Consider the following 24724-nt stretch of genomic DNA (forward strand, 5'->3'; position numbering starts at 1 on the left):
CCAGCCTAGTCACTGCGTGCCGGGTCCGCGTCGAGCGCATCCCGGCGGTGCAGTTCGAAAGCGGTCACCGGCGCATCGAATCCTTTGAGCGTTAGCGGGCCGTGCGCGGCGGCCGGCCAGTCCGGTAACTGGGCGTGCAGGTCCGCATCGGCCAGGATCTGGCCCGGTGCGGCCGCCGCCACCAGCCGCGCCGCCAGATTCACCGGGTTGCCGAAGTAGTCCCCGTTGATGGCCAGCACGGTGCCGAAGGCCAGCCCCGCGCGCACCTGCAGTCCCTCGTCGCAAGCCTTGGGATGGTCGACGAGGTCGACGGCGGCTTTGGCGAGCTGCTCGGGTGACCCGCACACCCACATCACCTCGTCGCCGATGAACTTCACCACCCGCCCGCCGTCGGCGTGCACCACGTCGGACACCGCGCCGGCGAACTCGTTGAGCATTGCCGACAACTGCGCGGGGGTCAGCGCCTGGGTGAGCGCGGTGAAGCCGGACAGATCGGCGAACCCGACGCCGCACACCACACTCGACGAGGTGTCCCGGATGACGCCCTCGAAATGGGTGCGGGCGCTGGCCAGGTGATGGCGGTGCACGATGTCGATCAGCGCGCCGATCCGGGGCACGAACTCCGCGACCGCGCGGTAGGCCTGCGCGGTGGCGAACTCGTCATGCGTGTGCGTCATCTGGATGTCCGGCGTTCCGGCGCGGATGAGCGTCGACTCGGCCTCGGCGAGCCGGGCCATCGCCGCGCCCAGCACCCGCAGCAACCCGTACCCGCCGTCCCGGCCGACCACGCCCTGCAGCGCGACCCACGTCTGCAGCGCATCGACATCGGCCTGACTGAGCGCGGGCACGTCGGAGCCGGCGATGGTCAGTCCCAGCAGCCCCCAGGCGTGCGCCACTTCATCTGCGGACAGACCGAGCTGTTCTGCGGCCGCGGCCACGGTGTAGATCGGCCGCCCGGACCAGCCCAGGACGTCACCGGCCAGCCCGAACAATCGGCCACGCCGCTCGGCTGCCACCATCTCCTCGACGGTGAAGCCGAGATCGTCCAGATACTTGATCAGGTCGGCGCGCTCGCGCGGATTCGCGATTCCGGCGGCTTCCAGACCGTCCCAATCGAACACCTGCCCAAGTGTGCCAGCAGCGGCAGACATTAGGGTGAGACGCCGTGAGCGGTGCGCCAGATCTGCAGCAAGGCCCGTTGGAAGAACGCCATCGTGAACTGGGCGCGACCTTCGCCGAATTCGGCGGGTGGGAGATGCCGGTGTCCTATGGCGGAACCGTCGGCGAACACAACGCCACCCGCACCGCCGTGGGCCTGTTCGACGTCAGCCACCTCGGCAAGGCGTTGGTGCGCGGCCCGGGCGCGGCGCAGTTCGTCAACTCCGCACTCACCAACGATCTGGGTCGTATCGGTGCGGGCAAAGCCCAGTACACGTTGTGCTGCACGGAATCCGGCGGCGTTGTCGACGACCTGATCGCCTACTACGTCGACGACGACGAAATCTTCCTGGTGCCCAACGCCGCCAACACCGCCGCGGTGGTCGAAGCGCTGCAGGCGGCCGCCCCGGCGGATCTGACCATCACCAACCAGCACCGCGACTACGCGGTGCTGGCCGTGCAGGGGCCGCGGTCCAGCCAGGTGTTGAACGGCCTGGGGCTGCCCACCGACATGGACTACATGGGTTATGCGGACGCGGCGTATGCCGGTGTGCCGGTGCGGGTTTGCCGCACGGGTTACACCGGTGAGCACGGCTACGAGCTGCTGCCGCCGTGGGATTGCGCCGCCGTGGTGTTCGACGCGCTGGTGGCCGCGGTCACCGACGCCGGCGGGCAGCCGGCCGGGCTGGGTGCCCGCGACACGCTGCGCACCGAGATGGGTTATCCGCTGCACGGTCATGAACTGTCGCTGGACATTTCGCCGCTGCAGGCCCGCTGCGGCTGGGCGATCGGCTGGCAGAAGGAGGCCTTCTTCGGGCGGGACGCGTTGCTGGCCGAGAAACAGGCCGGACCGCGCCGGCTGCTGCGCGGGTTGCAGATGATTGGGCGCGGTGTGCTGCGTCCGGGGCTGACCGTGCGTGACGGCGACACCACCATCGGGACCACCACGTCGGGAACCTTCTCGCCGACGTTGCAGCGCGGCATCGCCCTGGCGTTGATCGACACCCAGGCGGGGATCGCGGACGGGCAGCAGGTCACCGTCGACGTCCGCGGCCGGGCGGTCGACTGCGAGGTGGTGCGGCCGCCGTTCGTCGAACTGAAAACCCGTTAGCATCGGCGTTCGCAGGCCAAAAATGCGTTTACACGCGGTTATACAATCGGGCCCATGATCAGCGGCCCACTCGAATTCACGGTTTCTCCCGCGGCGAATCCCGCCGGTGAGGCCGAGCGGGTAGCGATCCTGGCCGACCCCGGGTTCGGCAAATATCACACCGACCACATGGTCTCCATCGACTACACCGACGGGTGCGGCTGGCACAACGGCCGCGTCATCGGCTACGGACCGATCGAGCTGGATCCGTCGGCGATCGTGCTGCACTACGCGCAGGAGGTCTTCGAAGGGCTCAAGGCCTACCGGTGGGCCGACGGGTCCGTGGTGTCGTTTCGGCCCGACGCCAACGCGGCCCGGTTGTGCTCCTCGGCGCGGCGGCTGGCGATACCGGAGTTGCCGGAGCAGTTGTTCATCGAATCTCTGCGCCAGCTCATCGCGGTCGACAGCGCCTGGGTGCCCAGGGCCGGCGGCGAAGAGGCGCTCTACCTGCGGCCGTTCATCATCGCCACCGAGCCCGGCCTGGGAGTGCGGCCGGCCAAGGAATACCGCTACCTGCTGATCGCCTCGCCGGCCGGTGCGTATTTCAAGGGCGGCATCAACCCGGTCACCGTCTGGATATCCACCGAATACGTGCGCGCCAGCCCGGGCGGCACAGGTGCGGCCAAGTTCGGCGGCAACTACGCGGCCTCGCTGCTGGCCCAGGCCGAAGCCGCGGAGCACGGGTGCGACCAGGTGGTGTGGTTGGACGGCGTGGAGCGTCGCTACGTCGAGGAGATGGGCGGCATGAACCTGTTCTTCGTGCTGGGCAAGGGCGGCTCGGCGCGGCTGGTCACCCCGGAGCTGTCCGGTTCGCTGCTACCCGGCATCACCCGGGATTCGTTGCTGCAGTTGGCCATTGATGCCGGATTCACGGTGGAAGAACGCAAGATCGACATCGACGAGTGGGAGAAGAAGGCCGCATCTGGGGAGATCACCGAGGTGTTCGCCTGCGGCACCGCAGCCGTCATCACCCCGGTGGCACGGGTCAAGCGCGGCGAGGACGAGTTCACCATCGGAGACGGCGCGCCCGGCGAGGTGACAATGGCGTTGCGCGACACGCTGACCGGGATCCAACGCGGCACGTTCGCCGATACGCACGGCTGGATGACGCGGCTGGATTAGGGGTCACGCTCGGCGCCTCACCCGCGGACCAAACCCGCCAGCGCCACCGCGGCCGCCGTCGTGGTCACCTCGACCGCAGCGCCCAACACGTCACCGGAGACACCGCCGAATCGCCGCGCACAGTGCGCGACCAAACCCGCCCCGCACAACACCGCCAGCAGCATCGCGACCGGTCCCTGCCAAAGCCGGGAACCCACCGGGACGGCAGCGGCCAGCAGCACGGCCAGCCACCCTGACACCACCCAGGTCGGCTGAGTGCCGGCGACCTGCGCGCCCAGCGCACTGCCGTCCGCGGCCACCACGCCGCGCCGGCAGGCCGCCACCGCGGTGACCCGCCCGGCGGCCACGGACACGGCGATGGCGCCCGCCCCCAGCGTCGAGAACGCCAGTCCCTGCAACGCGATGACCATGACGATCGCGGCGACCCCGAACGGACCCGTCGAGCCGTCGCGCATCACTGCCAGTGCGCGCTGGGGCGGGCCGTAGCAGCCCAGACCGTCGGCGGTATCGGCGACGCCGTCGATGTGCAGGCCCCGGGTGGCCAGCAGCAGCACCCCGACCCCCAGCAACCCGGGCAGCGGGCTGGACGCGCCGAACAGCGCGGCACCCCCCACCGTCACCGCCGCGGCCAACGCCCCCAGCGCCGCACCCACCACCGGCAACGCCGTCATCGCCCCGCGACCCATCGGGCCGACCCGCGACGCCGGCACCGGCAATACCGTAGCGAACGTCAAAGCCGTTGCCAGCGAACGGATCACGGGACCGCAGGACCGGACACGTCGGCCTCGGCGAACGTCGCCATCGAGCCCAGGGCCGCCACCGCGGCGCGCAGCACCGGCAACGCCACCGCGGCCCCGGTGCCCTCGCCCAGCCGCATCCGCAGGTCCACGATCGGCTCCAGTTCGAGAGCCGCCAGGGCCAGCGTGTGACCCGGCTCGGTGGAGCGGTGCCCGGCCTGCCACCACTGCCGGGCCCCGGGCGCCAGCCGCTCGGCGACCAGCGCCGCCGCCGTCACCGCCATGCCGTCCAGCAGCAGCGGGGTACGCCGGATCGCGGCCTGCGCGCAGAAGCCGGCCAGCGCCGCGAAATCCGCACCGGCACAACAGCGCAGCAGCGCGACCGGGTCGTCGAGCATCGAACGCGCCCGGAAGAGCGCATCGCGCACCGCCGCCGTCTTACGCATCCACGCGGCATCGTCGATCCCGGTGCCGAAACCCACCACCGCGACCGGTTCGGTGTTGGTCAGCGCCGCCACCAGCACCGCCGCCGGGGTGGTGTTGCCGATGCCCATGTCGCCGGCGATCAGCAGGTCGGCGCCGGCGTCCACTTCGTCGTCGGCGATCTGCTGGCCCGCGGCCAGAGCGCGATCGACCTCGGCCTGGGTCAGGGCGTCTTCGACGGCGATATCGCCGCTGCCCCGGCGCACTTTGTCGCTGATCTGATTCGTCGTGCCCAGCACCGCGTCGCAGTCGACGGCCAGATCGGCGATTCGCACCGTCGCGCCGGCGAGTTGCGCCAGCGCGTTGATGGCGGCCCCACCCGCTTCGATGTTGGCGACCATCTGCGCGGTCACCTCCGGGGGATAGGCCGACACGCCGGACCGGGCCACCCCGTGATCCCCGGCAAACACCACCACCCGGGCACGCTCGAATTGCCGCGGCGGGCACTGGCCCTGGCAGGCCGCCACCCAGACCGACAGGTCCTCGAGCCGGCCCAGTGCCCCGCGCGGCTTGGTCAGCTCGTCCTGGCGGGCCCGGGCGTCCGCCGCGGCGCCCGCATCGGGCGGCTGCACCGGCGCGAACCCGATCATGCCGGCGCCTTGACCGTGAGCGGCTGGCCCGCCACCACCAGCACCACCCGATCGCACAGCGTGGCTGTGCGCTGGTTGAGGCTGCCCAGTTCGTCGGCGAACCGACGCCCGGACGCGGTGGCGGGTACGACCGACAACCCCACCTCCGGACTGACCAGCACCAACGTCGACCCGAATGCGTCCACCGCACCCAGCAACTCCCGCAGCGGCGCTTCCACCGATCCGCCGTCCCACCCGTCGTTGCGGTCCAGGGTGCCCGTCAACCAGGCGCCGAGGTCGTCGACGAGTGTCGGGGTGTCGGGATGTCCGCGCAGTTCGGCGGCCAGATCGGCGGTCTCCACCGTCGTCCAGTGCGCGGGCCGACGGGCACGGTGCCTGGCGATCCGTTGCGACCACTCCGAGTCGGCCGAGTCCGCCGATCCGGCGGCCAGGTAGCGGACCGCCTGCCGGGGCGCCAGTGCCGCGACGACGGCGTGCTCCGCCCACTCGGATTTGCCCGACCTGATACCGCCGAGTACCAGCGTGCGCACCTCGGGTCAGGCGTCTTTCAGTCGGCTGCCGCGTTCGACTTGGGGTCGGGGCATCCGCATGCGGCGCATCTGCGAGGCCCGTCCGGCCGCGTAAATGCCCAACTTCCAATGGCTTTCGGTGTTATTGGGGAACTTCGCGTCGACCAGCCTGCCGACCTTGCGGCCCAGGACGATGCCGTCGATCGCCATCAACACCATCAGCACCAGCATCGCCGGCGACATGTAGTACTGCAGTTGCGGCACGCCGAACATCAAGGCCAGCAGAAACAGCGCCGACGGCATGAACAGGCCGAGCACGTTGCGCCGGGCGTCCACCACGTCGCGGACGTAGCGTCGCACCGGGCCCTGGTCGCGCGGCAGCAGATACGCCTCTTCGCCGGCTTTCATCCGTTCCTGACGCTCGGTCATCCGGGCCCGGCGGGCGTCCCGTTCGGCGCGGCGCTCCGCGCGGCTGAGTTTCGGCCCGGCCAGCGTCTTGCGCCGGGCCCGCGCTTCGGCCGCCGTCATCGGCGCCGGCGCGACCGGACCCTTGCGGCCCTGACGCCTGGCCTCGTCGCGCTTGGGCGTGGGCCGGCCCTTGGGACCGGTGCCGCGCGACGACCGGGTCGCCTGCGCCGGGGCGGCTTCCGTCCCGGCCGGGTCCGGAGTGTCGTCACCTTCGGCCCCGTTGTCTTCGAAGCCTCTGTTGCGGCCCAACAACTTCACAGCGCCAGGTTACTTCGCCGCTCGCGGGCAGCTGAATGCACCTGTTATGCATGCGCTCGCATATCGGTTAGACCTACGCTGGCCAGTGATGAACGGCTCGCAGGCGTCGGATGATGCTGCCGGTGACTTCGGGCCCGGCCGGCTCCAGCTGCCCGCAATGCGGGTGCTGGTGGCCCCCGACTGTTACGGGGACAGCCTTTCGGCGGTGGAGGCCGCCGCCGCCATCGCGACCGGCTGGACGCGGTCCCGTCCGGGTGACTCGTTCATCGTCGCGCCGCAGTCCGACGGCGGACCCGGCTTCGTCGAGGTGCTGGCCAACCGGATGGGCGGGCTGCGCCGACTCGTGGTCTGCGGACCGCTGGGGGCCGACGTCACCGCCCAGTGGGTCTTCGACGAGCGCTCAGCGACCGCGTATCTGGAATGCGCGCAGGCGTGCGGGCTGGGGCTGCTGGACGGGCCACCCACGCCGGAGACCGCGATGGACGCCCACAGCCGCGGCGTGGGCCAGCTGATCGCGGCTGCGCTGCAGGCCGGGGCGCGGCGCATCGTGGTCGGGCTGGGCGGCAGCGCCTGCACCGACGGCGGGCAGGGAATGGTCAACGAGTTGGGCGGCCTGGACCTGGCCCGCCAGCGGTTGGCCGCTGTGGAGTTGATCGCCGCCTCCGACGTCGCATATCCGCTGTTGGGACCGTGGGGGGCGGCACGGGTGTTTGCTCCGCAGAAAGGCGCGGACACCGCGACCGTCGCCAAATTGGAAGTGCGGCTCGAAGCGTGGGCGTTGGTGCTCGACACGGTGGCTGGGCGCGACGTCAGCGCCGAGCCCGGCGCGGGTGCGGCCGGCGGCATCGGGGCGGGCCTGCTTGCGCTGGGCGGGCGCTGCGAATCCGGGGCGGCCATTGTGGCCGAACTCACCCACTTCGCCGACGATCTCGAAGACGCGGACATGATCGTCACCGGCGAGGGGCACTTCGACGAGCAGTCGCTGCACGGCAAGGTGGTGGGTGAGATCGCGGCCGCCGCCCGGCCGCTGGGAATTCCGGTGATCGTGCTGGCCGGACAGGTGTCGGTGGACAAAGCCACCACCCGCGTGTCGGGCATCATGTCTGCGCTGGCCATGTCCGAATACGCAGGTTCGGTGCGGTTGGCACTGGCCGACGCGGCGAATCAGCTGATGGGATTGGCCTCTGAGGTGGCCGCTCGACTCGGGAATAGCGGTCCGGCGGGGTACCGTTGAAACAGTGAGTTTTTCCTGGCAGGCCCCGGACAGTGCGTCGGGGAAGCCGGGCGGGCCACCCGAACACATGAGCAGGTAGGAGAAGCAATGACGGTGCAGAACGAGCCGACCACCGAGGCCCACGGGGTGATCCTCACCGACGCCGCGGCCGCCAAGGCGAAGTCCCTGCTGGACCAAGAGGGACGTGACGACCTTGCGCTGCGGATCGCGGTGCAACCCGGTGGATGCGCGGGGTTGCGCTACAACCTGTTCTTCGACGACCGCACCCTGGACGGCGACCTGACCGTGGAGTTCGGCGGCGTGACGCTGACCGTGGACCGGATGAGCGCGCCGTACGTGCAGGGCGCGTCCATCGACTTCGTCGACACCATCGAGAAGCAGGGCTTCACCATCGACAACCCGAACGCCACCGGTTCGTGCGCGTGCGGGGACTCGTTCAACTGAGCGGTCAGTACTGCCCCGAAGTGCGCAGCACGTAGGAGCACACCAGGATCTGGCCGCGCTGGAACAGCAACTGCGCGACACCCTGGATCTCTTTGCGCGCCGGCCCGCCCGTGGCCGGCGTCGCATTCATGCTGAACAGCACCTGCGCCTGATACTGCGACAGGTACACGATCTTGTCGATTCCGGTGATCTCCACCTCGGAGAACTGTTTGCGGAACGCGTCGCTGCTGAGCTTGGCCAGGGCCAGGTCGGAGCGCTTGTCCTTCACCGCGTCATAGATGCCGCACATCGAATTGCGGACGATGACGTCGGTGTCCTTGTGCGCCAGCGCGTTGAGGTAGGTCTGGATCGCCGACTTGGCCGTGGCCTCGGGGAAGGTGCTGGTGGTGTTGGCCCCGTTGGTGCGAACCCCGTAGACGATGGCGGTCGTCAGGCCCGCGATCAGCGCAATGGTCAGCAGGATGCCGATCAACAGCCGTCGGGGCCGCCGGTTGGGGTGGGGGGCCGGCGCCGGCGGACCCGGATACGGGTGCACCGGTGGCTCGTTGCCGTCACGCGGAAAATCCAGCGTCTCGGGCCCGACCTGGGGGTACGGCTGCCCCTGCGGAGGTCCTTCATCGCCGACCGCGGGGTTCGGCGGGTACGGACCGGCCATCGTTGTTCTCCTACGCTGGTGGACGAGTCGACGAGAGGTTGCCGTCCGAGTCGCGGCAATCAGGGGAGTTCCCCAGGGCAGGCTAGCGCAACCGTTTTCAGCGTCTGCGCTACGACGGCGTTGGTGGCCGAGCTGACGTTCATGAGAGGCTAGACGACCTTAGAAACGAAGGACGGAGATTTAGTGACCATCGCGGTAACCGGTTCCATTGCCACCGACCATCTGATGCGCTTTCCCGGCAAGTTCTCCGAGCAGCTGCTGCCGGAGCACCTGAAGAAGGTGTCGCTGAGCTTCCTGGTCGACGACCTGGTGGTGCATCGCGGGGGAGTGGCCGGAAACATCGCCTTCGCCATCGGCGTGCTGGGTGGCGACGCCGCGCTGGTGGGCGCCGCCGGCCAGGACTTCGGCGAATACCGGTCCTGGCTGCAGTCCCACGGCGTCAACTGCGACAGCGTGCTGATCTCCGACAGCGCGCACACGGCACGTTTCGTCTGCACCACCGACACCGAGATGGCGCAGATCGCGTCGTTCTACCCGGGGGCGATGTCCCAGGCCCGCGACATCTCGCTGGCCGACGTGGTCCAGCAGATCGGCACCCCGGAACTGGTGATCATCGGCGCCAACGACCCGGCCGCGATGGTCGTGCACACCGACGAGTGCCGCAAGCTGGGGCTGGCATTCGCCGCCGACCCGTCGCAGCAGCTGGCCCGACTCTCCGGCGACGAGATCAAACAGCTCATCGACGGCGCTGCGATCCTGTTCACCAACGACTACGAGTGGGACCTGTTGCTGTCCAAGACCGGCTGGTCGGAGGCTGATGTGATGGCGCAGGTCGAGCTGCGGGTCACCACGCTGGGCGCCAAGGGCGTCGACATCATCGGCCGGGACGGCGCCACGCTGCACGTGGGCGTCGTGCCCGAGACGAGCCAGACCGACCCGACCGGGGTCGGGGACGCGTTCCGGGCCGGCTTCCTGACCGGTCGCAGCGCGGGTCTGAGCCTGGAGCGGTCGGCGCAGCTGGGCTCTTTGGTGGCGGTCCTGGTGCTGGAGTCGACCGGGACCCAGGAGTGGGAGTGGGACCGCTCGCTCGCGGAGTCCCGGCTGGCCGGTGCCTACGGCGACGACGCCGCCGCCGAGATCGCCGCGGTACTCGCCTGAGTCCCCGCCTTTCGCCGTCGTCCGTTTCGCTCTGCAGAGTGAAGCGGCGGCTTTCGGTGTGACGCCAGGGCGGAAAGGCAGTCCGAATCCCGACCTGCGCTCACTCCGGAGTGCGTGATTTCACACGCGAAGCCCGAGGCTACAACTCGACGGGGTAGACCGGCTCGCTGATCTGCGGCACCACGCTGTGCTCCACGAAGATCGCGTGCCACAGCATGAAGATCAGCAACGTCCACAGCCGCCGGCTGTGATCGCTGCCGCCGAGCCGGTGTTGGTCGAGCAGCCGGCGCACCGCGGCCAGGTCGATCAGGTGGCCGGCCTGCGACGACTCGACCATCTGGTAGGCCCACTCCTGCAGTTCGCCGGCGCGCAGCCAATGCCGAATAGGGACCGGGAAGCCCAGCTTGGGCCGGTGCAGCACATGCGCGGGCACGATCGGCTCCAGCGCGCGACGCAGCGCGTACTTGGTGGTGGTGCGGGTGATCTTGGCCTGGTAGGGCAGCCGTGCCGCGACGGCGAACACCTCGGGGTCCAGAAACGGCACCCGCAGCTCCAGCGAGTTGGCCATCGTCATCTTGTCGGCTTTGACCAGGATGTCGCCGCGCAGCCAGGTGAACAGATCGAGATGTTGCATACGTGCCACCGGATCCCAGTCAGCCGATTGCGCGTAGATCGCGGCGGTGACGTCGGTGTGGGTCCAGTCCTCGCGGAATCCGGGCAGCACCTCACGCAGTTGCTCGTCGGAGAAGCTGCGGGCGTTGCCGTAGTAGCGCTCCTCGAGCGTCAGCGACCCGCGGTGCAGCAGGCTTTTGCCTCGCATACCCTCCGGCAGTGGCCGCGAGACCCGACCCATCGACCGGCGCACCGGCCGCGGCAGATAGTCGAAGGGCTTCAGCGACAGCGGCTCCCGGTAGATCGTGTAGCCGCCGAACAACTCGTCGGCGCCTTCCCCGGACAACACCACCTTGACGTGCTTGCGCGCCTCGCGGGCCACGAAGAACAGCGGCACCAGCGCCGGGTCGGCGACCGGCTCGTCGAGATACCAGACGATCTCGGGCAACGCGGCGACGAACTCCTCGGCGCTGACCACCTTGGCGACGTGGCGGGCGCCGATCGCTTCGGCCGAGGCCACCGCGACGTCCAGCTCGGAGAAGCCCTCCCGTTCGAAACCGGTCGTGAACGTGATTAGTCGCGGGTTGTGCCGGATGGCCAGCGCCGCGATGGCGGTGGAGTCGATACCACCGGACAGGAACGACCCGACGGTGACGTCGGCGCGCATGTGCTTGGCCACCGAGTCCTCGAGCACCGCGGTGATCTCGTCGTAGCGGGCCTGTTCGTCGTCCGACGTGATCGGCACCGCCGCGAACCGGGGAACGAAGTAGCGGGCTACCTCGGGGTCGGATCCAGGCCGGATGCGGGCGTAGCAGCCCGACTCCAGGCGCCGGATCCCGCGGTGCAGCGTCTCGGGCTCCGGGACGTACTGCAGGACGGTGTAGTGCTGCACCGCCCGCAGGTCGATCGCCTCGTCGAAACCGATCAGATCGGCCAGGTCCAGCAGGCATTTCTTCTCGCTGGCCACCGCGGTGCCGCCGGTGCCGGTGGCCATGAACAGCGGTTTGATGCCGAACGGGTCGCGGGCGCAGAACAACTCGCGGGTTTCGGTGTCCCACAGCGCGAACGCGAACATGCCGCGCAGCCGGGTGAGCACCTCGGCACCCCAGAAGTGGAAGCCGGCCGCGATCGCCTCACCGTCGCCGTCGGTGGCGAAGACCGCGCCGTGCCGGGTACGCAGCTCGTCGCGCAGTTCCAGGTAGTTGTAGATCTCGCCGTTGAAGACCAGCACGTAGCGGTCCGGCGTGTCGGGGGGACCCCACTTGAGCGGCTGGTGCGAATGCGCGATGTCGATGATGGAGAGCCGGTTGAATCCGAACACCACCGAGCCGTCGGAGTCGGGATCGGCCCAGGTGCCCGGCTCGTCGGGACCCCGGTGCCGCATCAGGTGCGACGCGTCGGAGATCGCCTCGTCGGCCCGGGCGGCATCAGCTGCAGCGCGCCGGGCCCCGTCGGGCTCCTCGGAACCGGCCGGAGCGGCGACGAAAGCCAGCAGTCCACACACGGCGCCCCAGTATGCCGCACTTCACCGGGCTTGGGGATGCAGCGTCCGGCGGGTTGCGGTGACCAGGCAGTCGCTAGGTGAGACGGTGTGGTCTACGCTGCGTAGTATTCGACATCCGAGTTAGACCGGGTCAGCCGGAAGGCCAGTCGGCCCAGCTTGTGATACAGGAGGCGCCCAACGTGACACGACGCGGGCTTGGTCGTTCGCAAAGCTTGTCGCAGTGCGGTTCTGGAGGCGTACGCGGCCCGGCCCGGCGTCTCCGGCCGGTGTTGCTGCTCGTCACCCTCGGCGTGCTGGCGGTCACCCTGAGCGGGTGCACCTGGCAGGACGCCCTGGCGCTCGGCTGGCCCGAGGGCATCACCCCCGAAGCGCACGCCAACCGACAGCTCTGGATCGGCGCCGTCATCGCCTCCTTCGTCGTCGGCATCATCGTGTGGGGTCTGATCTTCTGGGCGTCGGCCTTCCACCGCGCCAAAGACTCCGACACCGACCTGCCCCGCCAGTTCGGCTACAACATGCCGCTGGAACTGGTCCTGACGGTGACACCGTTCCTGATCATCTCGGTGCTGTTCTATTTCACCGTCGTGGTGCAGGAAAAGATGCAGCACCGGGAAGACCCCGAAGTCGTGATCGACATCACCGCCTTCCAGTGGAACTGGAAATTCGGCTACCAGCGCGTCGCGTACAAGGGAGACAACGGCTTCCGGTACGAAGGCCTGGACGAGGCGCGAAAACGCGAGATGGTCTCCAAACCGGAGGGCAAGGACCGGCACGGTGAAGAACTGGTCGGACCGATACACGGGCTCAACACCGAGGACCGGACCTACCTGAACTTCGACAAGGTCGAGACGCTGGGCACCAGCACCGAAATCCCGGTCCTGGTACTGCCCGCCCACCGGCGCATCGAATTCGTGCAGGCCTCCGCCGACGTGATTCACGCGTGGTGGGTGCCGGAGTTCCTGTTCAAGCGCGACGTGATGCCCAACCCGGTGGCCAACAACTCCACGAACGTCTTCCAGGTCGAGGAAATCGTCAAGACCGGCGCGTTCGTCGGCCACTGCGCCGAGATGTGCGGCACCTACCACGCGATGATGAACTTCGAGGTCCGCGTGGTGGAGCCGGACAAGTTCGTGACCTACCTGCAGGCGCGGATCGCCGGAAAGACCAACGCCGAAGCGTTGCGGGCGATCAACGAGCCCCCGCTGGCGACGAAGACCGAGCCGTTCGACACGCGGCGCGGTGAATTGGCCCCGAGCCCAAGAGGTTAGGACAACTCATGCATATCGAAGCCAGGTTGTTCGAGTTCGTCGCGGTGTTCTTCCTGGTCGTGACGGTGCTCTACGGCGTGTTGACGGCCATCTTCGCCGTAGGCGGCGTCGAATGGGCCGGGACCACCGCGCTGGCGCTGACCACCGGGTTGGCGTTGATCGTGGCCACCTTTTTCCGGTTCGTCGCACGTCGCCTCGACACCCGGCCCGAGGACTACGAGGGTGCCGAGATCAGCGACGGCGCAGGGGAGTTGGGCTTCTTCAGCCCGCACAGCTGGTGGCCGATCATGATCGCGCTGTCCGGGTCGGTCACCGCCACCGCGATGGCCCTGTGGCTGCCGTGGCTGATCGTCGCGGGAGTGGTGTTCATCCTCGCCACCGTGGCCGGCCTCGTCTTCGAGTACTACGTCGGTCCCGAAAAGCACTGACCGCGTCCCAAAGGTCACAATCCGGGCATCAGTTGTCCGGCGCCTGTTTGCCGCCGCGGCCGTGTCCGGACCGGTTGGGTAGGGTTTCCGAGGCACCATGAGAATTCACCGAGCGCGCGGGCGCGAATGTAGCCGCGGCGCCGCTCGGGCGGTTGGACAGGGTAGGCAGACATGAGCGGGCCGCATCCGCCGGGACGGGAACATGACGAGCCCGACCTTGTCGGCGAACCTGCCGATGCCGAACCCGGCAGCGACGCCCTCGACTACCCCGATGAGCTCGACGAGCTCGACCGGATTGACGAACACGACGACGATATCGGGGCGGCACCGTCCGAGGCCTTCACGCGGGCGTACTCGGCGCCGGAGTCGGAACTGTTTGTCGGCGGCCCGTATCTGCCCGCCGATCTGGGGCTCTACGACTACGACGGCTACGACGACTTCGACCGCGACGACGACCGATCCACACCGCGCTGGCCCTGGCTGGTCGGCATCGCCGCGATCGTCGCTGCGATCGCACTGGTGACGGCCGTGTCGCTGCTCGCGACGAACGCCGACACCGCCAAATTCGCCAAGCCCGAGGTCAGCACGACGACGACCTCGTCGGCGCCGCCCGCCCAGGACGAGATCACCACTACCAAAACGCCGCCGTCGTCCGAGCCGCCGCCACCGCCGCCGTCGTCATCGTCCGAACCGCCCGAAGCACCCCCGTCGTCAGAGCCGGCGACGACAACTACGCCCCCTCCGCCGCCACCGTCGCCGTCACCGACCGCGGCGCCCCCGCCCGCGCCCAGCCCGTCGGTCGCGGCGCCGCCCCCGCCGCCCAGCACCACGCCGGCCGGCCCGCGGCAGGTCACGTACTCCGTGACGGGCAGCAAGGCCCCGGGCGACATCATCTCGGTGACCTACGTCGACTCGTCCGGACGGCGACGCACTCAGCACAACGTGTACATTCCGTGGTCGATGACGGTCACGCCCATCTCACAATCCGACGTGGGTTCCCTGGAAGCGTCCAGTCTCTTTCACGTCAGCAAACTCAACTGCACGATCATCACCAACGATGGAACGGTCTTGTCCTCGAACTCCAACGACGCACCGCAAACGAGCTGCTGATGGTCGGCAGATACTCCGCCTACCGGCGCGGGCCGGATCCGGTGGTCAATCCCGACGTGATCGACCGCGTCATGATCGGCACCTGCGCGGCGATCTGGCTGGTGCTGATCGGTGTCAGCGTGGCTGCCTCGGTCGCGCTGTTCGACCTCGGGCGCGGTTTCCACAAAATGGCGCGCACTCCGCACACCACGTGGGTGCTGTACGCGGTCATCATCGTGTCCGCGCTGGTCATCGCCGGAGCCATTCCGGTGTTGCTGCGGGCCCGCCGCAGCACCCAGGTGGAGCCGGTGGTGCGGTCCAGAGCGCTGCAGGGGCGAAATCCCACTCGGCAGCCGATCGCGGTGGGCGCGCGTCCCGCTTCCCGTGCGGCGACCGACCCGGCGCGCCGCGACCACGTGAAAGCCTATGGCGCGCTTGACGAATGGTCCGGCGAGGCGGTGGACCGCCTGTGGTTACGCGGAACTGTCGCGCTGACCGGCGCCATCGGCACGGCGTTGACCGGGGTCGCGCTGGCGACTTACCTGATGGCCGCGGGCCACGACGGAGCCTCCTGGGCCAGTTACGGGTTCGCCGGACTGGTCACCGCCGGGATGCCGGTCATCGAATGGTTCTACGTGCGGCAGTTGCGGCAGGGTCACGCCGGGCACTAGGTCTGCCGGCCACTGCCACCGACTGCGGCGGTATGGCCTCCGGATTGCGGAGCGCAGCGGCGCTAGTGGTGCTCCCCGTTGGACGAACCGTTCGACGAACCGTTCGTGCTGCGCTCCTGGTGCTCGCGCAACGCCGTGAGAGCCCGGTGTTCGGCCGCGTGGCCCGCCTCGCGCAGCGCCGAATCCTCCGACGCAGGGTCGGCGGTGAGGAAGCTGCCGCTGCCCGGCGAACCGGCGGAGCCCAGTTTGTTCATCTTCTTGGGCAACGGTGCGCCCTGGTATTCCAGGGGCAGCGGGTGACCGTGGTCGTCGACGGGGCCCAGCGGCTGGTGCAGTTCGATGTAGGCACCGTGCGGCAGGCGTTTGATGATGCCGGTCTCCACGCCGTGCTCGAGGACCTCGCGGTCGCTGCGCTGCAGGCCGACGGCCCACCGGTAGGCGATGAAGTAGACCAGCGGCGGCAGGATCACCATGCCGATCCGGGCGATCCAGGTGGTCGCGTTCAACGAGATGTGGAACTTGAACGCGATGATGTCGTTCATTGCCGCCAGCGTCAGCACCATGTAGAAACTGATCGCCATCGCGCCGATCCCGGTGCGCACCGGCACGTCGCGGGGCCGCTGCAGCAGGTTGTGGTGCGCGTAGTCGCCGGTGAACCGCTTCTCCAGGAAGGGGTAGATGATCAGCAGGACGAAGACCAGCCCCATGATGATGCCGACCCACACCACCGCGGGAATCGTGTGGTGGAAGAAGTAGAACTCCCAGGCCGGCCAGATACGGGCCAGGCCCTCGGTCCACATCATGTAGAAGTCGGGCTGCGAGCCCGCCGACACCTGAGACGGCTTGTAGGGGCCCAGGTTCCAGATCGGGTTGATCTGCAGCAGCCCGCCCATCAGGCCGAGCACGCCGACGATGCAGGCGAAGTAGGCGCCGGACTTGACCGCGAAACCCGGCATCACCCGCACGCCGACGACGTTGTGCTCGGTGCGACCAGGGCCGGGGAACTGGGTGTGCTTCTGGAACCACACCAGCGCCATGTGCACGCCGATCAGGGCCAGAATGATGCCCGGGATCAGCAGGATGTGCAGCGCGTACAGCCGCGGGATCAGGATGGTGCCGGGGAAGTCGCCGCCGAACAGCGCCCAGTGCAGCCAGGTCCCGATGACAGGCATGCCCAGGGTGATCGAGGACAGCGCGGCCCGCAGTCCGATGCCGGAAAGCAGGTCGTCGGGCAGCGAGTAACCGAAGTAACCCTCGAACATCGACAGGATCAGCAGCAGCGACCCGATCACCCAGTTGGCCTCGCGCGGCCGGCGGAAGGCGCCGGTGAAGAAGATGCGGGCCAGGTGGACCATGATCGACGCGGAGAACATCAGCGCGGCCCAGTGGTGGACCTGACGCACGAACAGCCCGCCCCGGATCTCAAAGGAGATGTTCAGCGCGGTCTCGTAAGCCCGCGACATCTCCACCCCGCGCAGCGGCTGGTAGACGCCGTTATAGGTGACCTCGGCCATCGACGGGTCGAAGAACAGGGTCAGCCATACGCCGGTGAGCAGCAGGACGATGAAGCTGTACAGCGCGATCTCACCGAGCAGGAACGACCAGTGCGTCGGGAACACCTTGTTGAGCTGACGACGGACGGCCGCCGACGGGTGGTACCGGGTGTCGATGCCTTCGCCCTGGCTGGCCAGCACGTCACCGATTTTGGGGGGACTGAATTTTGGACTCATGTTGTGGTGCGCTCCCAGAAGGCCGGACCGACGGGCTCGATGAAGTCGCCGTTGGCGACCAAATACCCGCTTTTATCGATTGTGATCGGCAGCTGCGCCAGCGCACGGGCCGCCGGACCGAAGATCGGCTTGGCGAAATGCAACGCGTCGAACTGCGACTGGTGGCAAGGGCACAGGATCCGGTAGGACTGCTGCTCGTACAGCGACGAGGGGCAACCCAGATGTGAGCAGACCTTGGTGAAGGCGAAGAACTCACCGAAGTTGAAGCTCTCCTGGCCCTTGCGCTTGACCACCCGGTCCAGGTCACTGGGCTTGATGCGGATGAGCATCACCGGGTTGCGGACGCCCAGCGAGATCTCGGAGAGCTTCTCGTGGGACTCCACAGTGGTGCCGTCACCGTCGGACTCGCGCCACGGGAACACTGTTTCCATGCCGCCGGCGTCGAGGTCCTCGGGACGCATCTTGATGAACGGCGGGCCGTCGTGGGCACCGGTGGCCCGGGCCAGGTAGATGGTCTCGCCTTTGGTCCGCGGGGTCCACCCCGACGTCCACAGCACCGCCTTCATGCCCTCCGCAGTGGGCACGACCGGTTTCCATGGGTTCTTGATCAGGCCGCCGGCAAACGCGACCAGGGTGCCGAGGCCGAACGCGCCCATACCCATCCCGAACGACAGCCCGATCAGCTTGCGCCGGCCGATCGTCGAGCCTTCATAGGCGTCGGTCAGGTTCGCCACCACGGTCCTGCGGTCGATCTCGCGGGAGGCGCCGTCGTGCCGGTCCTGAATCGTAATCTCTTCCGGGATAAAGCGTTTCTGGAAGAGCACGGCCCCGATCGCGATGGACAGCACGGACATCCCGAAGGTGAAGCCGTACAGCGGGGTGGCCAGCGAGTACATCAGGTTGCCGTCGACGCCCCTGGGCTTGTACTCCCACGGCCAGAACAGGAAGACCACCAGCAGCGCGAGTCCGAAACCGCCGCCCAGCAACAGCCAGGTCGCGACCGAGCGCGCGGCGCGCTTCTCGGCCTTGGTGCCTGCGACCGGCCAGCGCGGCTCCTTATAGACGATGTCGACGCCGTCGATCTTGCTGCCGAGGTCGAGCAGCTCCTGGGTGGACATCGCAGCCAGAGCGGCGTCGTCCGGCTCTTTCTGGCCCTGGTGAGTGGCCGTGTCGGTGTCGGTGCCGGCCGCGCCGTCGCGCTCGGTCGGGTCAGGTCTTTCGCTCATGTGCGCGCCCCAATCCACAGTGCCAGTCCGATGGCGCCGACCATGCCAATGATCCACATCGCCATGCCCTCGGGTGCGGGCCCGAATCCGCCCAACCCGTAGCCACCGGGGGTGCGTTCCTCAGCGACGGTCCGCACGTAGCCGATGATGTCCCGCTTCGCCTCCAAGGACAGCTGCCGGTCGGAGAACTTCGGCATGTTCTGCGGTCCGGTCAGCATCGCGGTGAGGATCTGCTGCTCGTTGGCGGGCCCCAGGTCGGGGGCGTACTTGCCGGACGACAGCGCACCGCCCTTGCCGGTGAAGTTGTGGCAGGAAGCGCAGTTGAGCCGGAACAGGTCGCCGCCGCGACCCAGGTCGGTGCCGCGCAGCGACTCCATCTGCAGGCTGTTGTCGGGATTGCGCAGCACGGTGGGACCGCCGCCGTTGGCCTGCACATAGGCGCCGAGCGCGTCGATCTGGCGTTCGTCGAAGATCGGTTCCTTGCGCTGGGCCTGAGCTTCGCCGCGCATCGCGGGCATGCGGCCGGTGGACACCTGGAAATAGACGGCCGCCTCGCCGACCCCGATCAGGCTGGGCCCGTGGTCGGGCACGCCCTGCAGGTTGGCGCCGTGGCAGGACACGCACGAGGTGTCGAAGAGCTGCTTGCCGGTGCGCAGAATGGCCGCACCGGACTCGTCGGCCATCGCGACCTGCGGCGTCGGCGTGAGCACCGCGGCCAGGCCGCCGGCGAAGGTCAGGGCGATCAGCAGCAGCAGTCCGCTGGTCAGCCGACGGCGCAGCCGTCGCCGCGAGCGGTTGGTGCGCGGCTTCTCCGGCTGGCTAGGCCGCCGGCCGGATCGGGTGGATCCCAGTTTTCTCAACTGAGCACTCCTGTTCTCGGGCCTGTGTTTCGGGGGTCGCTCAACGGATGAAATAGATCACGGCGAACAGCGCGATCCACACGATGTCCACGAAGTGCCAGTAGTACGAGACGACGATGCTGGCGGTGGCCTGCGCAGGGGTGAACTTGCTCATGGTGGTGCGCGCCAGCAGGAAGATGAAGGCGATCAAACCTCCGGTGACGTGCAGCCCGTGGAAGCCGGTCGCCAGGTAGAACACGCTGCCGTAGGCGCTGCCCGGGATGGTGGTCCCGTGCGTCACCAGGTGCACGTACTCGTAGGCCTGACCGAGGATGAAGAACAACCCCATCCCGAACGTGAGCAGATACCAGCGGCGCAACCCGAAGACGTCGCCGCGTTCGGCCGCGAAGACCCCCATCTGGCAGGTGAACGACGACGCGATCAGCACCAGCGTCACCGGCACCGCCTGGTAGAGATTCAGCTCGGTCGGCGGCGGCGGCCAGTTCCCCGCCGCCTGTGCTCGCGCCGTGAAGTAGAACGCGAACAGGCCAGCAAAGAACATGAGCTCGCTGGAAAGCCACACAATGGTGCCGACACTGACCATGTTGGGCCGGTTCAGCGAATGCACCCGCGAGGTAATCGCAGTACCCGAGGTCCCTACCGCACTCGTCACATCCGCAAGTATGACGCTTTGTAGTTGTCGCGCACTACCCGGGTGACTAATTTCCGGAAATTCGGTGGGCCGGGCCCGGTCTGCCGGCGGCTCAGGACGCCGGTTGGGCCGCGTTCGAAGCGCGTGGGACCATCGGCGCGTGGCTGCGTCGTCCGGGGGTGTGGTGTCCGCTGCGGTGCCGACGTGGCCGCAGGTGCTGGGCCGGCTGACCCAGCAGCAGGATCTGATCCGGGGCCAGGCCGGCTGGGCCATGGATCAGATCATGGCCGGGGAGGCGCAACCGGCCCAGATCGCGGCGTTCGCGGTAGCGCTGAAAATGAAGGGTCCGCGGGCCGACGAAGTGAGCGAACTCGCCGGCGTCATGCTCGACCACGCCCGCCCGATGCCGGCCGATGCGGTGCCCGCCGACGCCGTGGACGTGGTCGGCACCGGCGGTGACGGGGTCAATACCGTCAACCTGTCCACGATGGCGTCCATCGTGGTGGCGGCGGCGGGCGTTCCGGTGGTCAAACACGGCAACCGGGCGGCCTCGTCGCTGTCCGGCGGCGCCGACACGCTCGAAGCGCTCGGGGTACGCATCGACCTGGGGCCCGAGCAGGTCGCCCGCAGCCTGCGCGAACTGGGGATCGGGTTCTGCTTCGCGCCGCAGTTCCACCCGTCGTACCGGCACACATCGGTGGTGCGTCGCGAGATCGGTGTGCCGACGGTCTTCAATCTCCTTGGGCCGCTTACCAATCCGGCCCGCCCGCGGGCCGGACTGATCGGTTGCGCCTTCGCCGACCTGGCCGAGGTGATGGCCGGGGTGTTCGCCGCACGCCGGTCCAGCGTGCTGGTGGTGCACGGGGACGACGGACTCGACGAACTCACGACCACCACGACGAGCACCATCTGGCGCGTGCAGGCGGGCACCGTGGACAAGCTCAAGTTCGATCCGGCGGGGTTCGGGTTCGCCCGCGCCGATCTCGAGCAGCTGCGTGGCGGCGACGCCCAGGTCAACGCCGCGGAGGTGCGCGCCGTACTGGGCGGCGCCCGGGGCCCGGTGCGCGACGCCGTGGTGCTCAACGCAGCCGGCGCCCTGGTTGCCCACGCGGGATTATCCAGCCGCGCTGAATGGCTGCCGGCCTGGGAAGACGGGCTGCGCCGGGCCAGCGCCGCGATCGACAGCGGCGCGGCCGAACAGCTGCTCGCGCGTTGGGTGCGGTTCAGTCAGCAGGTCTGAGCTGGTTTGCTCACCGGCGAGCCGCGCCGATCGTGCGGTGGCCGCCCAGCCGGCCCAGGCGCCCGCCGACCGCAGCGGTGTGGCCCACCCCGGGGTGTCGGCGTCGCCGGCGACCCGCACGATCCGCACCCCCGGCGTCGCCAGCCAACGGACGATCAGCGCGGTCTCTTCCACCAGCGTGCCGCCCAGCGGGGCGGGCGACGGCAGGATCGACTGCGCCCCCGCGACAATCGCCTCGACCACCGGCATCGGCGGCACCCCGCGCCGCGCGGTGCCTGCCGCGGCCAGCCGGCCGTGCCGGATGACGGCGAGCTGGTAGCCGTCCGAGCCGTCCGGCTTGGCGGCGATCAGTTCGGGCAGCACGGTCAGGGCACGCAGCCGTTGCCCACGCCAAAGCGCCTCGACGGCAGTGGCGATGTGATCGCGCAGCCGGGCCGCGCTCTCGTAGTGATGCCGGGCGGCCAGGGCCGCGACGTGGGCGACGGCCGCGCCCAGCGCCGTGTTGTCGGTGCCCTCGATCAACCTCGACGCGCGCCGTGTCGCCGCGGCGTACTGCTCGGCCGTCATATCCCGGGCGGCGGGGCACGGCGAGATTTCCAGTTCCGGACATGCGGGGCCGTGCCGGGCGGAGCGGGCCAGGCGCTTGGTGCAGGTCCGCACCCCGGTGAACCGGGCCAGCAGGTGTGCGGTGTCCACAGCGTCGGCGCGGGACCGGAACGGGCCGACGACCCGGTCATGCCGGGGGTTGCGGACCACCGAGAAGCGCGGGAACGCCTCGTCGGTGAGCACCACCCACCACCAGCGGTGCGGGAACCGCGACCGGCGGTTGTACGGCGGGGCGTGGGCGGCCAGCAGACGGAGTTCGCGCACCCCGGCTTCCAGCGCGTGCGCGCACTCGACGTAGTCGACCCCGTCGGCCAGGGCGACCATCTCCTTCATCCGGCTGCGCGGATCGGCGCCGTTGAAGTACTGGCTGACCCGGCGGCGCAGGTCCACGGCGGTGCCGACGTAAAGCACCTCCGCCGCGGGTCCGCGGAACAGGTAGACGCCCGGGCGGCGTGGCAGCGCATCGGCGAAGACCCGTTTGCGCCGCTGCGCGGGGGTGACGTCGGGCAGGTACGAGCGCAGCTCGGAGTAGGTGTGGATGCCCTGGTTGCCGACCCGCTCGATGAGCGCGTGCAGGACGTCCACGGTGGCCCGCGCATCGTCCAGCGCGCGGTGCGTGGGCTGGGTTGCCACGGCGAACAGCCGGGCCAGCTCGGCCAGCCGCACGCTGGGCGCTTCCTCCCGGCTGAGCACCCGCCGGGCCAACCGGACCGTGCACAGCACCTTGGGCCGGGGCCAGCGCAACCGGCAGCGCTCGGTGGCCGCGCGCAGAAAACCCATGTCGAAGCCGGCGTTGTGGGCCACCAGCACCGCGTCGCCGGCGAATTCGAGGAACATCGGCAGCACTGCGTCGATGGTGGGGGCGTCGCACACCATGGCGGTGGTGATGCCGGTCAGTTGCACGATCTGCGGCGGGATGCTGCGCTGCGGGTCGACCAGGGTGGCGAATTCACCCAGGACGGCACCCCCGCGCACCTTGACCGCGCCGATCTCGGTGATCGCGTCCGGGGTGGCACCGTCGCGGCCGACGGCCCGACCGCCGGTGGTCTCCAGATCGACGACGACAAACGTGGTTTCGCGCAGGGTCGGTTCGGTAGGCGCCGCCCAGCTGTCCAGCCCGGCGAAGCTGAGTTGGGTCCCACCGCTCGCGCCCATGACCGTGACGTTAGGCATGCGCACCGACACCTGTTGATTTCCCACGCCGACCGTTGTTGTCGGTGCCCGCCGTTACCGTGCATTTCAGTACGCAGGCCCGACCGAGAGGACCGACTCAGATGGCATTCAGCAGCGGAACCGAAAGCCGCGGTGGCAGTGCGCCACGCCCGGGGGAGCCGGTTGTCATCGACTGCGATGACTGCGCGGTGCGCGGCCCGGGATGCCGCGACTGTGTGGTGAGCGTCTTGCTCGGCGTACCCGAAACCCTTTCCTACGACGAGCAAGTCGCGTTGGAAGCGCTGGCAGAGGTGGGGATGGCGCCGCGGCTGCGCCTGGTGCCGATCCGGCGCGGAAGGGAGTCTGGCGTGGCGTGATACCTCGTGTAGGGTCGACGACGGCATGAACCCGGCTTCACATAAAAATGACAGAAATCTACCTAATTTCTTAACCCGTCCCTTTGGACAAACGTCGATATCATTTCGTAACCTGTTTGAGACCTAAACCAGCTCGTCGCATTGGCGTCGATGGCAGTTTAAGGAAGCAAATCTTGAGGCTCGACTTTAGGCACTTGACCGCGCGCGCAATCAAGCAGTTTGCCATCGGTTCGTTGACGAGCTTCGTCGTGTTTTCCGGCATCACGGCCGCCGCGGTGATGGCCGATCCGGCCGAGGACGCACTGGCAAAACTGAACGAACTCTCCCGTCAGGCCGAGCAGACCACCGAGGCGATGCACAGCGCCCAACTCGACCTGAACGAGAAGCTGGCCGCCCAGCGGGCCGCGGACAAGAAGCTCGCGGACGACCAGGCTGCCGTGGGCGCCGCGCAAGCGAAGTTGGCCACCTTCCAGACCGCAGTGAACAAGCTCGCCGCCGCGACCTACATGGGTGGCCGCACCGACGGGCTGGACGCCATCCTGACCGCCGACTCTCCGCAGCTGCTCATCGACGGGCTGTCCGTGCAGCGGGTGATGGCAGGTCAGATGTCCGCGCAGATGGCCAGCTTCAAGGCCGCCGGCGAGCAGGCCGCCAAGGCCGCGCAGGTCTCCGCCAAATCCGCGGCGGACGCCAAGGCCGCCGCCGAGCAGGCCGCTGCGGTGCGGGCGAACCTGCAGCACAAACAGAGTCAGCTGCAGGTGCAGATCGCCGTGGTGAAGTCGCAATACCTGGCGCTGACCCCGGCGCAGCGCACCGCGCTGGCCAGTCCCGGTCCGGTGCCCGAGCAGGTTCCGGGGGCACCGGCTCCCGAGGCCCTGCCGCCGGGTGCTCCACCGGCCCCCGAGGGCGCTCCCGCGCCTGGCGAGCCGCCGGTGACCGGCGCGCCGTTCACCATGCAGCCCGGCGGAGGCGGGGGTGGCGGGGACCGTGCCGTCGTGGTCCAGGCCGCGTTGACCCAGATCGGGTCGCCCTACGTGTGGGGTGGTGCCGCGCCCGGTGGATTCGACTGCTCCGGCCTGGTCATGTGGGCCTTCCAGCAGGCCGGCATCTCGTTGCCGCACTCCAGTCAGGCGCTGGCGCACGGCGGTCAGCCGGTGTCGCTCGGCGAGCTGCAGCCCGGTGACGTGCTGACCTTCTACTCCGATGCGTCACACACCGGCATCTATATCGGCGACGGAATGATGGTCCATTCCTCCACCTTCGGCCAGCCGGTCCGGGTGGTACCGATGGACTCCTCCGGTCCGATCTACGACGCCCGCCGCTACTGACGATCGCGGCCTCACGCCGGCGTTCCCTGCCGCTGG

Annotated in this window: 23 protein-coding genes and 1 pseudogene; 12 read left to right on the forward strand and 12 right to left on the reverse strand. The window is 68.9% G+C overall.

The window, feature by feature from the left end; all coding sequences use genetic code 11:
• Nucleotides 1-5: 5 nt before the first annotated feature.
• Nucleotides 6-1151, reverse strand: coding sequence for an adenylate/guanylate cyclase domain-containing protein (locus AC5Y3Z_RS09125; RefSeq protein WP_463824500.1), 1146 nt, complete (start codon nucleotides 1149-1151; stop codon nucleotides 6-8).
• A 14-nt stretch (nucleotides 1152-1165) separates the two neighbouring features.
• On the opposite strand from AC5Y3Z_RS09125, the gene gcvT reads away from it, so the two are divergent.
• Together gcvT and AC5Y3Z_RS09135 are read left to right on the forward strand one after the other, a co-directional pair.
• The gene (gene gcvT / locus AC5Y3Z_RS09130; protein WP_463824499.1) at nucleotides 1166-2269 is read left to right on the forward strand and encodes a glycine cleavage system aminomethyltransferase GcvT; all 1104 of its coding nucleotides are present in this window, start codon (nucleotides 1166-1168) and stop codon (nucleotides 2267-2269) included.
• 54 nt (nucleotides 2270-2323) lie between these two features.
• A complete protein-coding gene (locus tag AC5Y3Z_RS09135; protein WP_463824498.1) occupies nucleotides 2324-3430 on the forward strand; it encodes a branched-chain amino acid aminotransferase in 1107 nt (368 codons plus the stop codon).
• 17 nt (nucleotides 3431-3447) lie between these two features.
• Here the strand turns inward: AC5Y3Z_RS09135 and AC5Y3Z_RS09140 are convergent, their stop codons facing one another.
• The 4 genes from AC5Y3Z_RS09140 to AC5Y3Z_RS09155 are packed head-to-tail and all read right to left on the reverse strand — an operon-like array spanning nucleotide 3448 to nucleotide 6475.
• Nucleotides 3448-4188 carry an adenosylcobinamide-GDP ribazoletransferase gene (locus tag AC5Y3Z_RS09140; RefSeq protein WP_463824497.1) on the reverse strand — a complete coding sequence of 247 codons (741 nt, stop codon included), beginning with the start codon at nucleotides 4186-4188 and terminating at the stop codon, nucleotides 3448-3450.
• Complete coding sequence (gene cobT / locus AC5Y3Z_RS09145; protein ID WP_463824496.1) at nucleotides 4185-5240, reverse strand: nicotinate-nucleotide--dimethylbenzimidazole phosphoribosyltransferase; 1056 nt, start codon at nucleotides 5238-5240, stop codon at nucleotides 4185-4187. Before cobT ends, AC5Y3Z_RS09140 begins: the two co-directional genes overlap by 4 nt.
• Nucleotides 5237-5770 (reverse strand): bifunctional adenosylcobinamide kinase/adenosylcobinamide-phosphate guanylyltransferase, encoded by a 534-nt coding sequence (locus AC5Y3Z_RS09150; RefSeq protein WP_463824495.1) that lies wholly within the window; start codon nucleotides 5768-5770, stop codon nucleotides 5237-5239. Before AC5Y3Z_RS09150 ends, cobT begins: the two co-directional genes overlap by 4 nt.
• 6 nt (nucleotides 5771-5776) lie before the next feature.
• Nucleotides 5777-6475 carry a DUF3043 domain-containing protein gene (locus AC5Y3Z_RS09155; RefSeq protein ID WP_463824494.1) on the reverse strand — a complete coding sequence of 233 codons (699 nt, stop codon included), beginning with the start codon at nucleotides 6473-6475 and terminating at the stop codon, nucleotides 5777-5779.
• A gap of 157 nt (nucleotides 6476-6632) precedes the next feature.
• Between AC5Y3Z_RS09155 and AC5Y3Z_RS09160 the strand changes: the two genes are divergently transcribed.
• Together AC5Y3Z_RS09160 and AC5Y3Z_RS09165 are read left to right on the forward strand one after the other, a co-directional pair.
• Nucleotides 6633-7709, forward strand: coding sequence for a glycerate kinase family protein (locus tag AC5Y3Z_RS09160; RefSeq protein WP_463824916.1), 1077 nt, complete (start codon nucleotides 6633-6635; stop codon nucleotides 7707-7709).
• Between the two features lie 87 nt (nucleotides 7710-7796).
• Nucleotides 7797-8153 carry a HesB/IscA family protein gene (locus AC5Y3Z_RS09165; protein ID WP_463824493.1) on the forward strand — a complete coding sequence of 119 codons (357 nt, stop codon included), beginning with the start codon at nucleotides 7797-7799 and terminating at the stop codon, nucleotides 8151-8153.
• Nucleotides 8154-8157: 4 nt separating this feature from the next.
• On the opposite strand, the gene AC5Y3Z_RS09170 is transcribed toward AC5Y3Z_RS09165, so the two are convergent.
• Entirely contained in the window at nucleotides 8158-8808 is a 651-nt protein-coding gene (locus AC5Y3Z_RS09170; protein ID WP_463824492.1) for an Rv0361 family membrane protein, read from the reverse strand.
• A 183-nt stretch (nucleotides 8809-8991) separates the two neighbouring features.
• On the opposite strand from AC5Y3Z_RS09170, the gene AC5Y3Z_RS09175 reads away from it, so the two are divergent.
• Nucleotides 8992-9966 carry a carbohydrate kinase family protein gene (locus AC5Y3Z_RS09175; RefSeq protein ID WP_463824491.1) on the forward strand — a complete coding sequence of 325 codons (975 nt, stop codon included), beginning with the start codon at nucleotides 8992-8994 and terminating at the stop codon, nucleotides 9964-9966.
• A gap of 139 nt (nucleotides 9967-10105) precedes the next feature.
• Here AC5Y3Z_RS09175 and asnB read toward each other — a convergent pair whose 3' ends face one another.
• The gene (gene asnB / locus AC5Y3Z_RS09180) at nucleotides 10106-12082 is read right to left on the reverse strand and encodes an asparagine synthase (glutamine-hydrolyzing) (RefSeq protein WP_463824490.1); all 1977 of its coding nucleotides are present in this window, start codon (nucleotides 12080-12082) and stop codon (nucleotides 10106-10108) included.
• A 179-nt stretch (nucleotides 12083-12261) separates the two neighbouring features.
• Here asnB and ctaC point away from each other — a divergent pair, with 179 nt between their 5' ends.
• From ctaC to AC5Y3Z_RS09200, 4 genes are all read left to right on the forward strand, one after another.
• Nucleotides 12262-13350 (forward strand): aa3-type cytochrome oxidase subunit II, encoded by a 1089-nt coding sequence (gene ctaC, locus AC5Y3Z_RS09185; RefSeq protein WP_463824489.1) that lies wholly within the window; start codon nucleotides 12262-12264, stop codon nucleotides 13348-13350.
• 8 nt (nucleotides 13351-13358) lie between these two features.
• Nucleotides 13359-13778, forward strand: coding sequence for a cytochrome c oxidase subunit 4 (locus AC5Y3Z_RS09190; protein WP_463824488.1), 420 nt, complete (start codon nucleotides 13359-13361; stop codon nucleotides 13776-13778).
• 171 nt (nucleotides 13779-13949) lie between these two features.
• The gene (locus AC5Y3Z_RS09195; protein ID WP_463824487.1) at nucleotides 13950-14888 is read left to right on the forward strand and encodes an MmpS family transport accessory protein; all 939 of its coding nucleotides are present in this window, start codon (nucleotides 13950-13952) and stop codon (nucleotides 14886-14888) included.
• Nucleotides 14888-15538 carry a DUF2561 family protein gene (locus tag AC5Y3Z_RS09200; protein WP_463824486.1) on the forward strand — a complete coding sequence of 217 codons (651 nt, stop codon included), beginning with the start codon at nucleotides 14888-14890 and terminating at the stop codon, nucleotides 15536-15538. The genes AC5Y3Z_RS09195 and AC5Y3Z_RS09200 overlap by 1 nt, the downstream gene beginning before the upstream one ends.
• Before the next feature lie 62 nt (nucleotides 15539-15600).
• Here the strand turns inward: AC5Y3Z_RS09200 and qcrB are convergent, their stop codons facing one another.
• Genes qcrB through ctaE form a run of 4 tightly spaced genes read right to left on the reverse strand, consistent with a single transcriptional unit; the run spans nucleotide 15601 to nucleotide 20006 of the window.
• Nucleotides 15601-17268, reverse strand: a complete 1668-nt coding sequence (gene qcrB / locus AC5Y3Z_RS09205) for a cytochrome bc1 complex cytochrome b subunit (protein WP_463824485.1) — start codon at nucleotides 17266-17268, stop codon at nucleotides 15601-15603.
• Complete coding sequence (gene qcrA / locus AC5Y3Z_RS09210; RefSeq protein ID WP_463824484.1) at nucleotides 17265-18494, reverse strand: cytochrome bc1 complex Rieske iron-sulfur subunit; 1230 nt, start codon at nucleotides 18492-18494, stop codon at nucleotides 17265-17267. The genes qcrB and qcrA overlap by 4 nt, the downstream gene beginning before the upstream one ends.
• Nucleotides 18491-19354: a cytochrome bc1 complex diheme cytochrome c subunit gene (qcrC, locus tag AC5Y3Z_RS09215; protein ID WP_463824483.1), complete on the reverse strand. Its 864-nt coding sequence runs from the start codon at nucleotides 19352-19354 to the stop codon at nucleotides 18491-18493. Before qcrC ends, qcrA begins: the two co-directional genes overlap by 4 nt.
• A gap of 40 nt (nucleotides 19355-19394) precedes the next feature.
• On the reverse strand, nucleotides 19395-20006 hold the full coding sequence (gene ctaE / locus AC5Y3Z_RS09220; RefSeq protein WP_463824482.1) for an aa3-type cytochrome oxidase subunit III: 612 nt from the start codon (nucleotides 20004-20006) through the stop codon (nucleotides 19395-19397).
• A 139-nt stretch (nucleotides 20007-20145) separates the two neighbouring features.
• Here ctaE and trpD point away from each other — a divergent pair, with 139 nt between their 5' ends.
• Nucleotides 20146-21225 (forward strand): anthranilate phosphoribosyltransferase, encoded by a 1080-nt coding sequence (trpD, locus tag AC5Y3Z_RS09225; RefSeq protein ID WP_463824481.1) that lies wholly within the window; start codon nucleotides 20146-20148, stop codon nucleotides 21223-21225.
• Here the strand turns inward: trpD and AC5Y3Z_RS09230 are convergent.
• Nucleotides 21163-23004, reverse strand: a pseudogene (locus tag AC5Y3Z_RS09230) (DEDD exonuclease domain-containing protein); the annotation flags it as partial. The gene trpD and the pseudogene AC5Y3Z_RS09230 overlap by 63 nt on opposite strands.
• Before the next feature lie 101 nt (nucleotides 23005-23105).
• Here AC5Y3Z_RS09230 and AC5Y3Z_RS09235 point away from each other — a divergent pair.
• Both AC5Y3Z_RS09235 and ripC read left to right on the forward strand, forming a co-directional pair.
• A complete protein-coding gene (locus AC5Y3Z_RS09235; RefSeq protein ID WP_463824480.1) occupies nucleotides 23106-23360 on the forward strand; it encodes a hypothetical protein in 255 nt (84 codons plus the stop codon).
• Nucleotides 23361-23533: 173 nt separating this feature from the next.
• A complete protein-coding gene (ripC, locus tag AC5Y3Z_RS09240; protein WP_463824479.1) occupies nucleotides 23534-24688 on the forward strand; it encodes a peptidoglycan hydrolase RipC in 1155 nt (384 codons plus the stop codon).
• The last annotated feature ends 36 nt before the right edge of the window (nucleotides 24689-24724 follow it).

The sequence above is a fragment of the Mycobacterium sp. NGS61 genome (genome assembly GCF_059812325.1).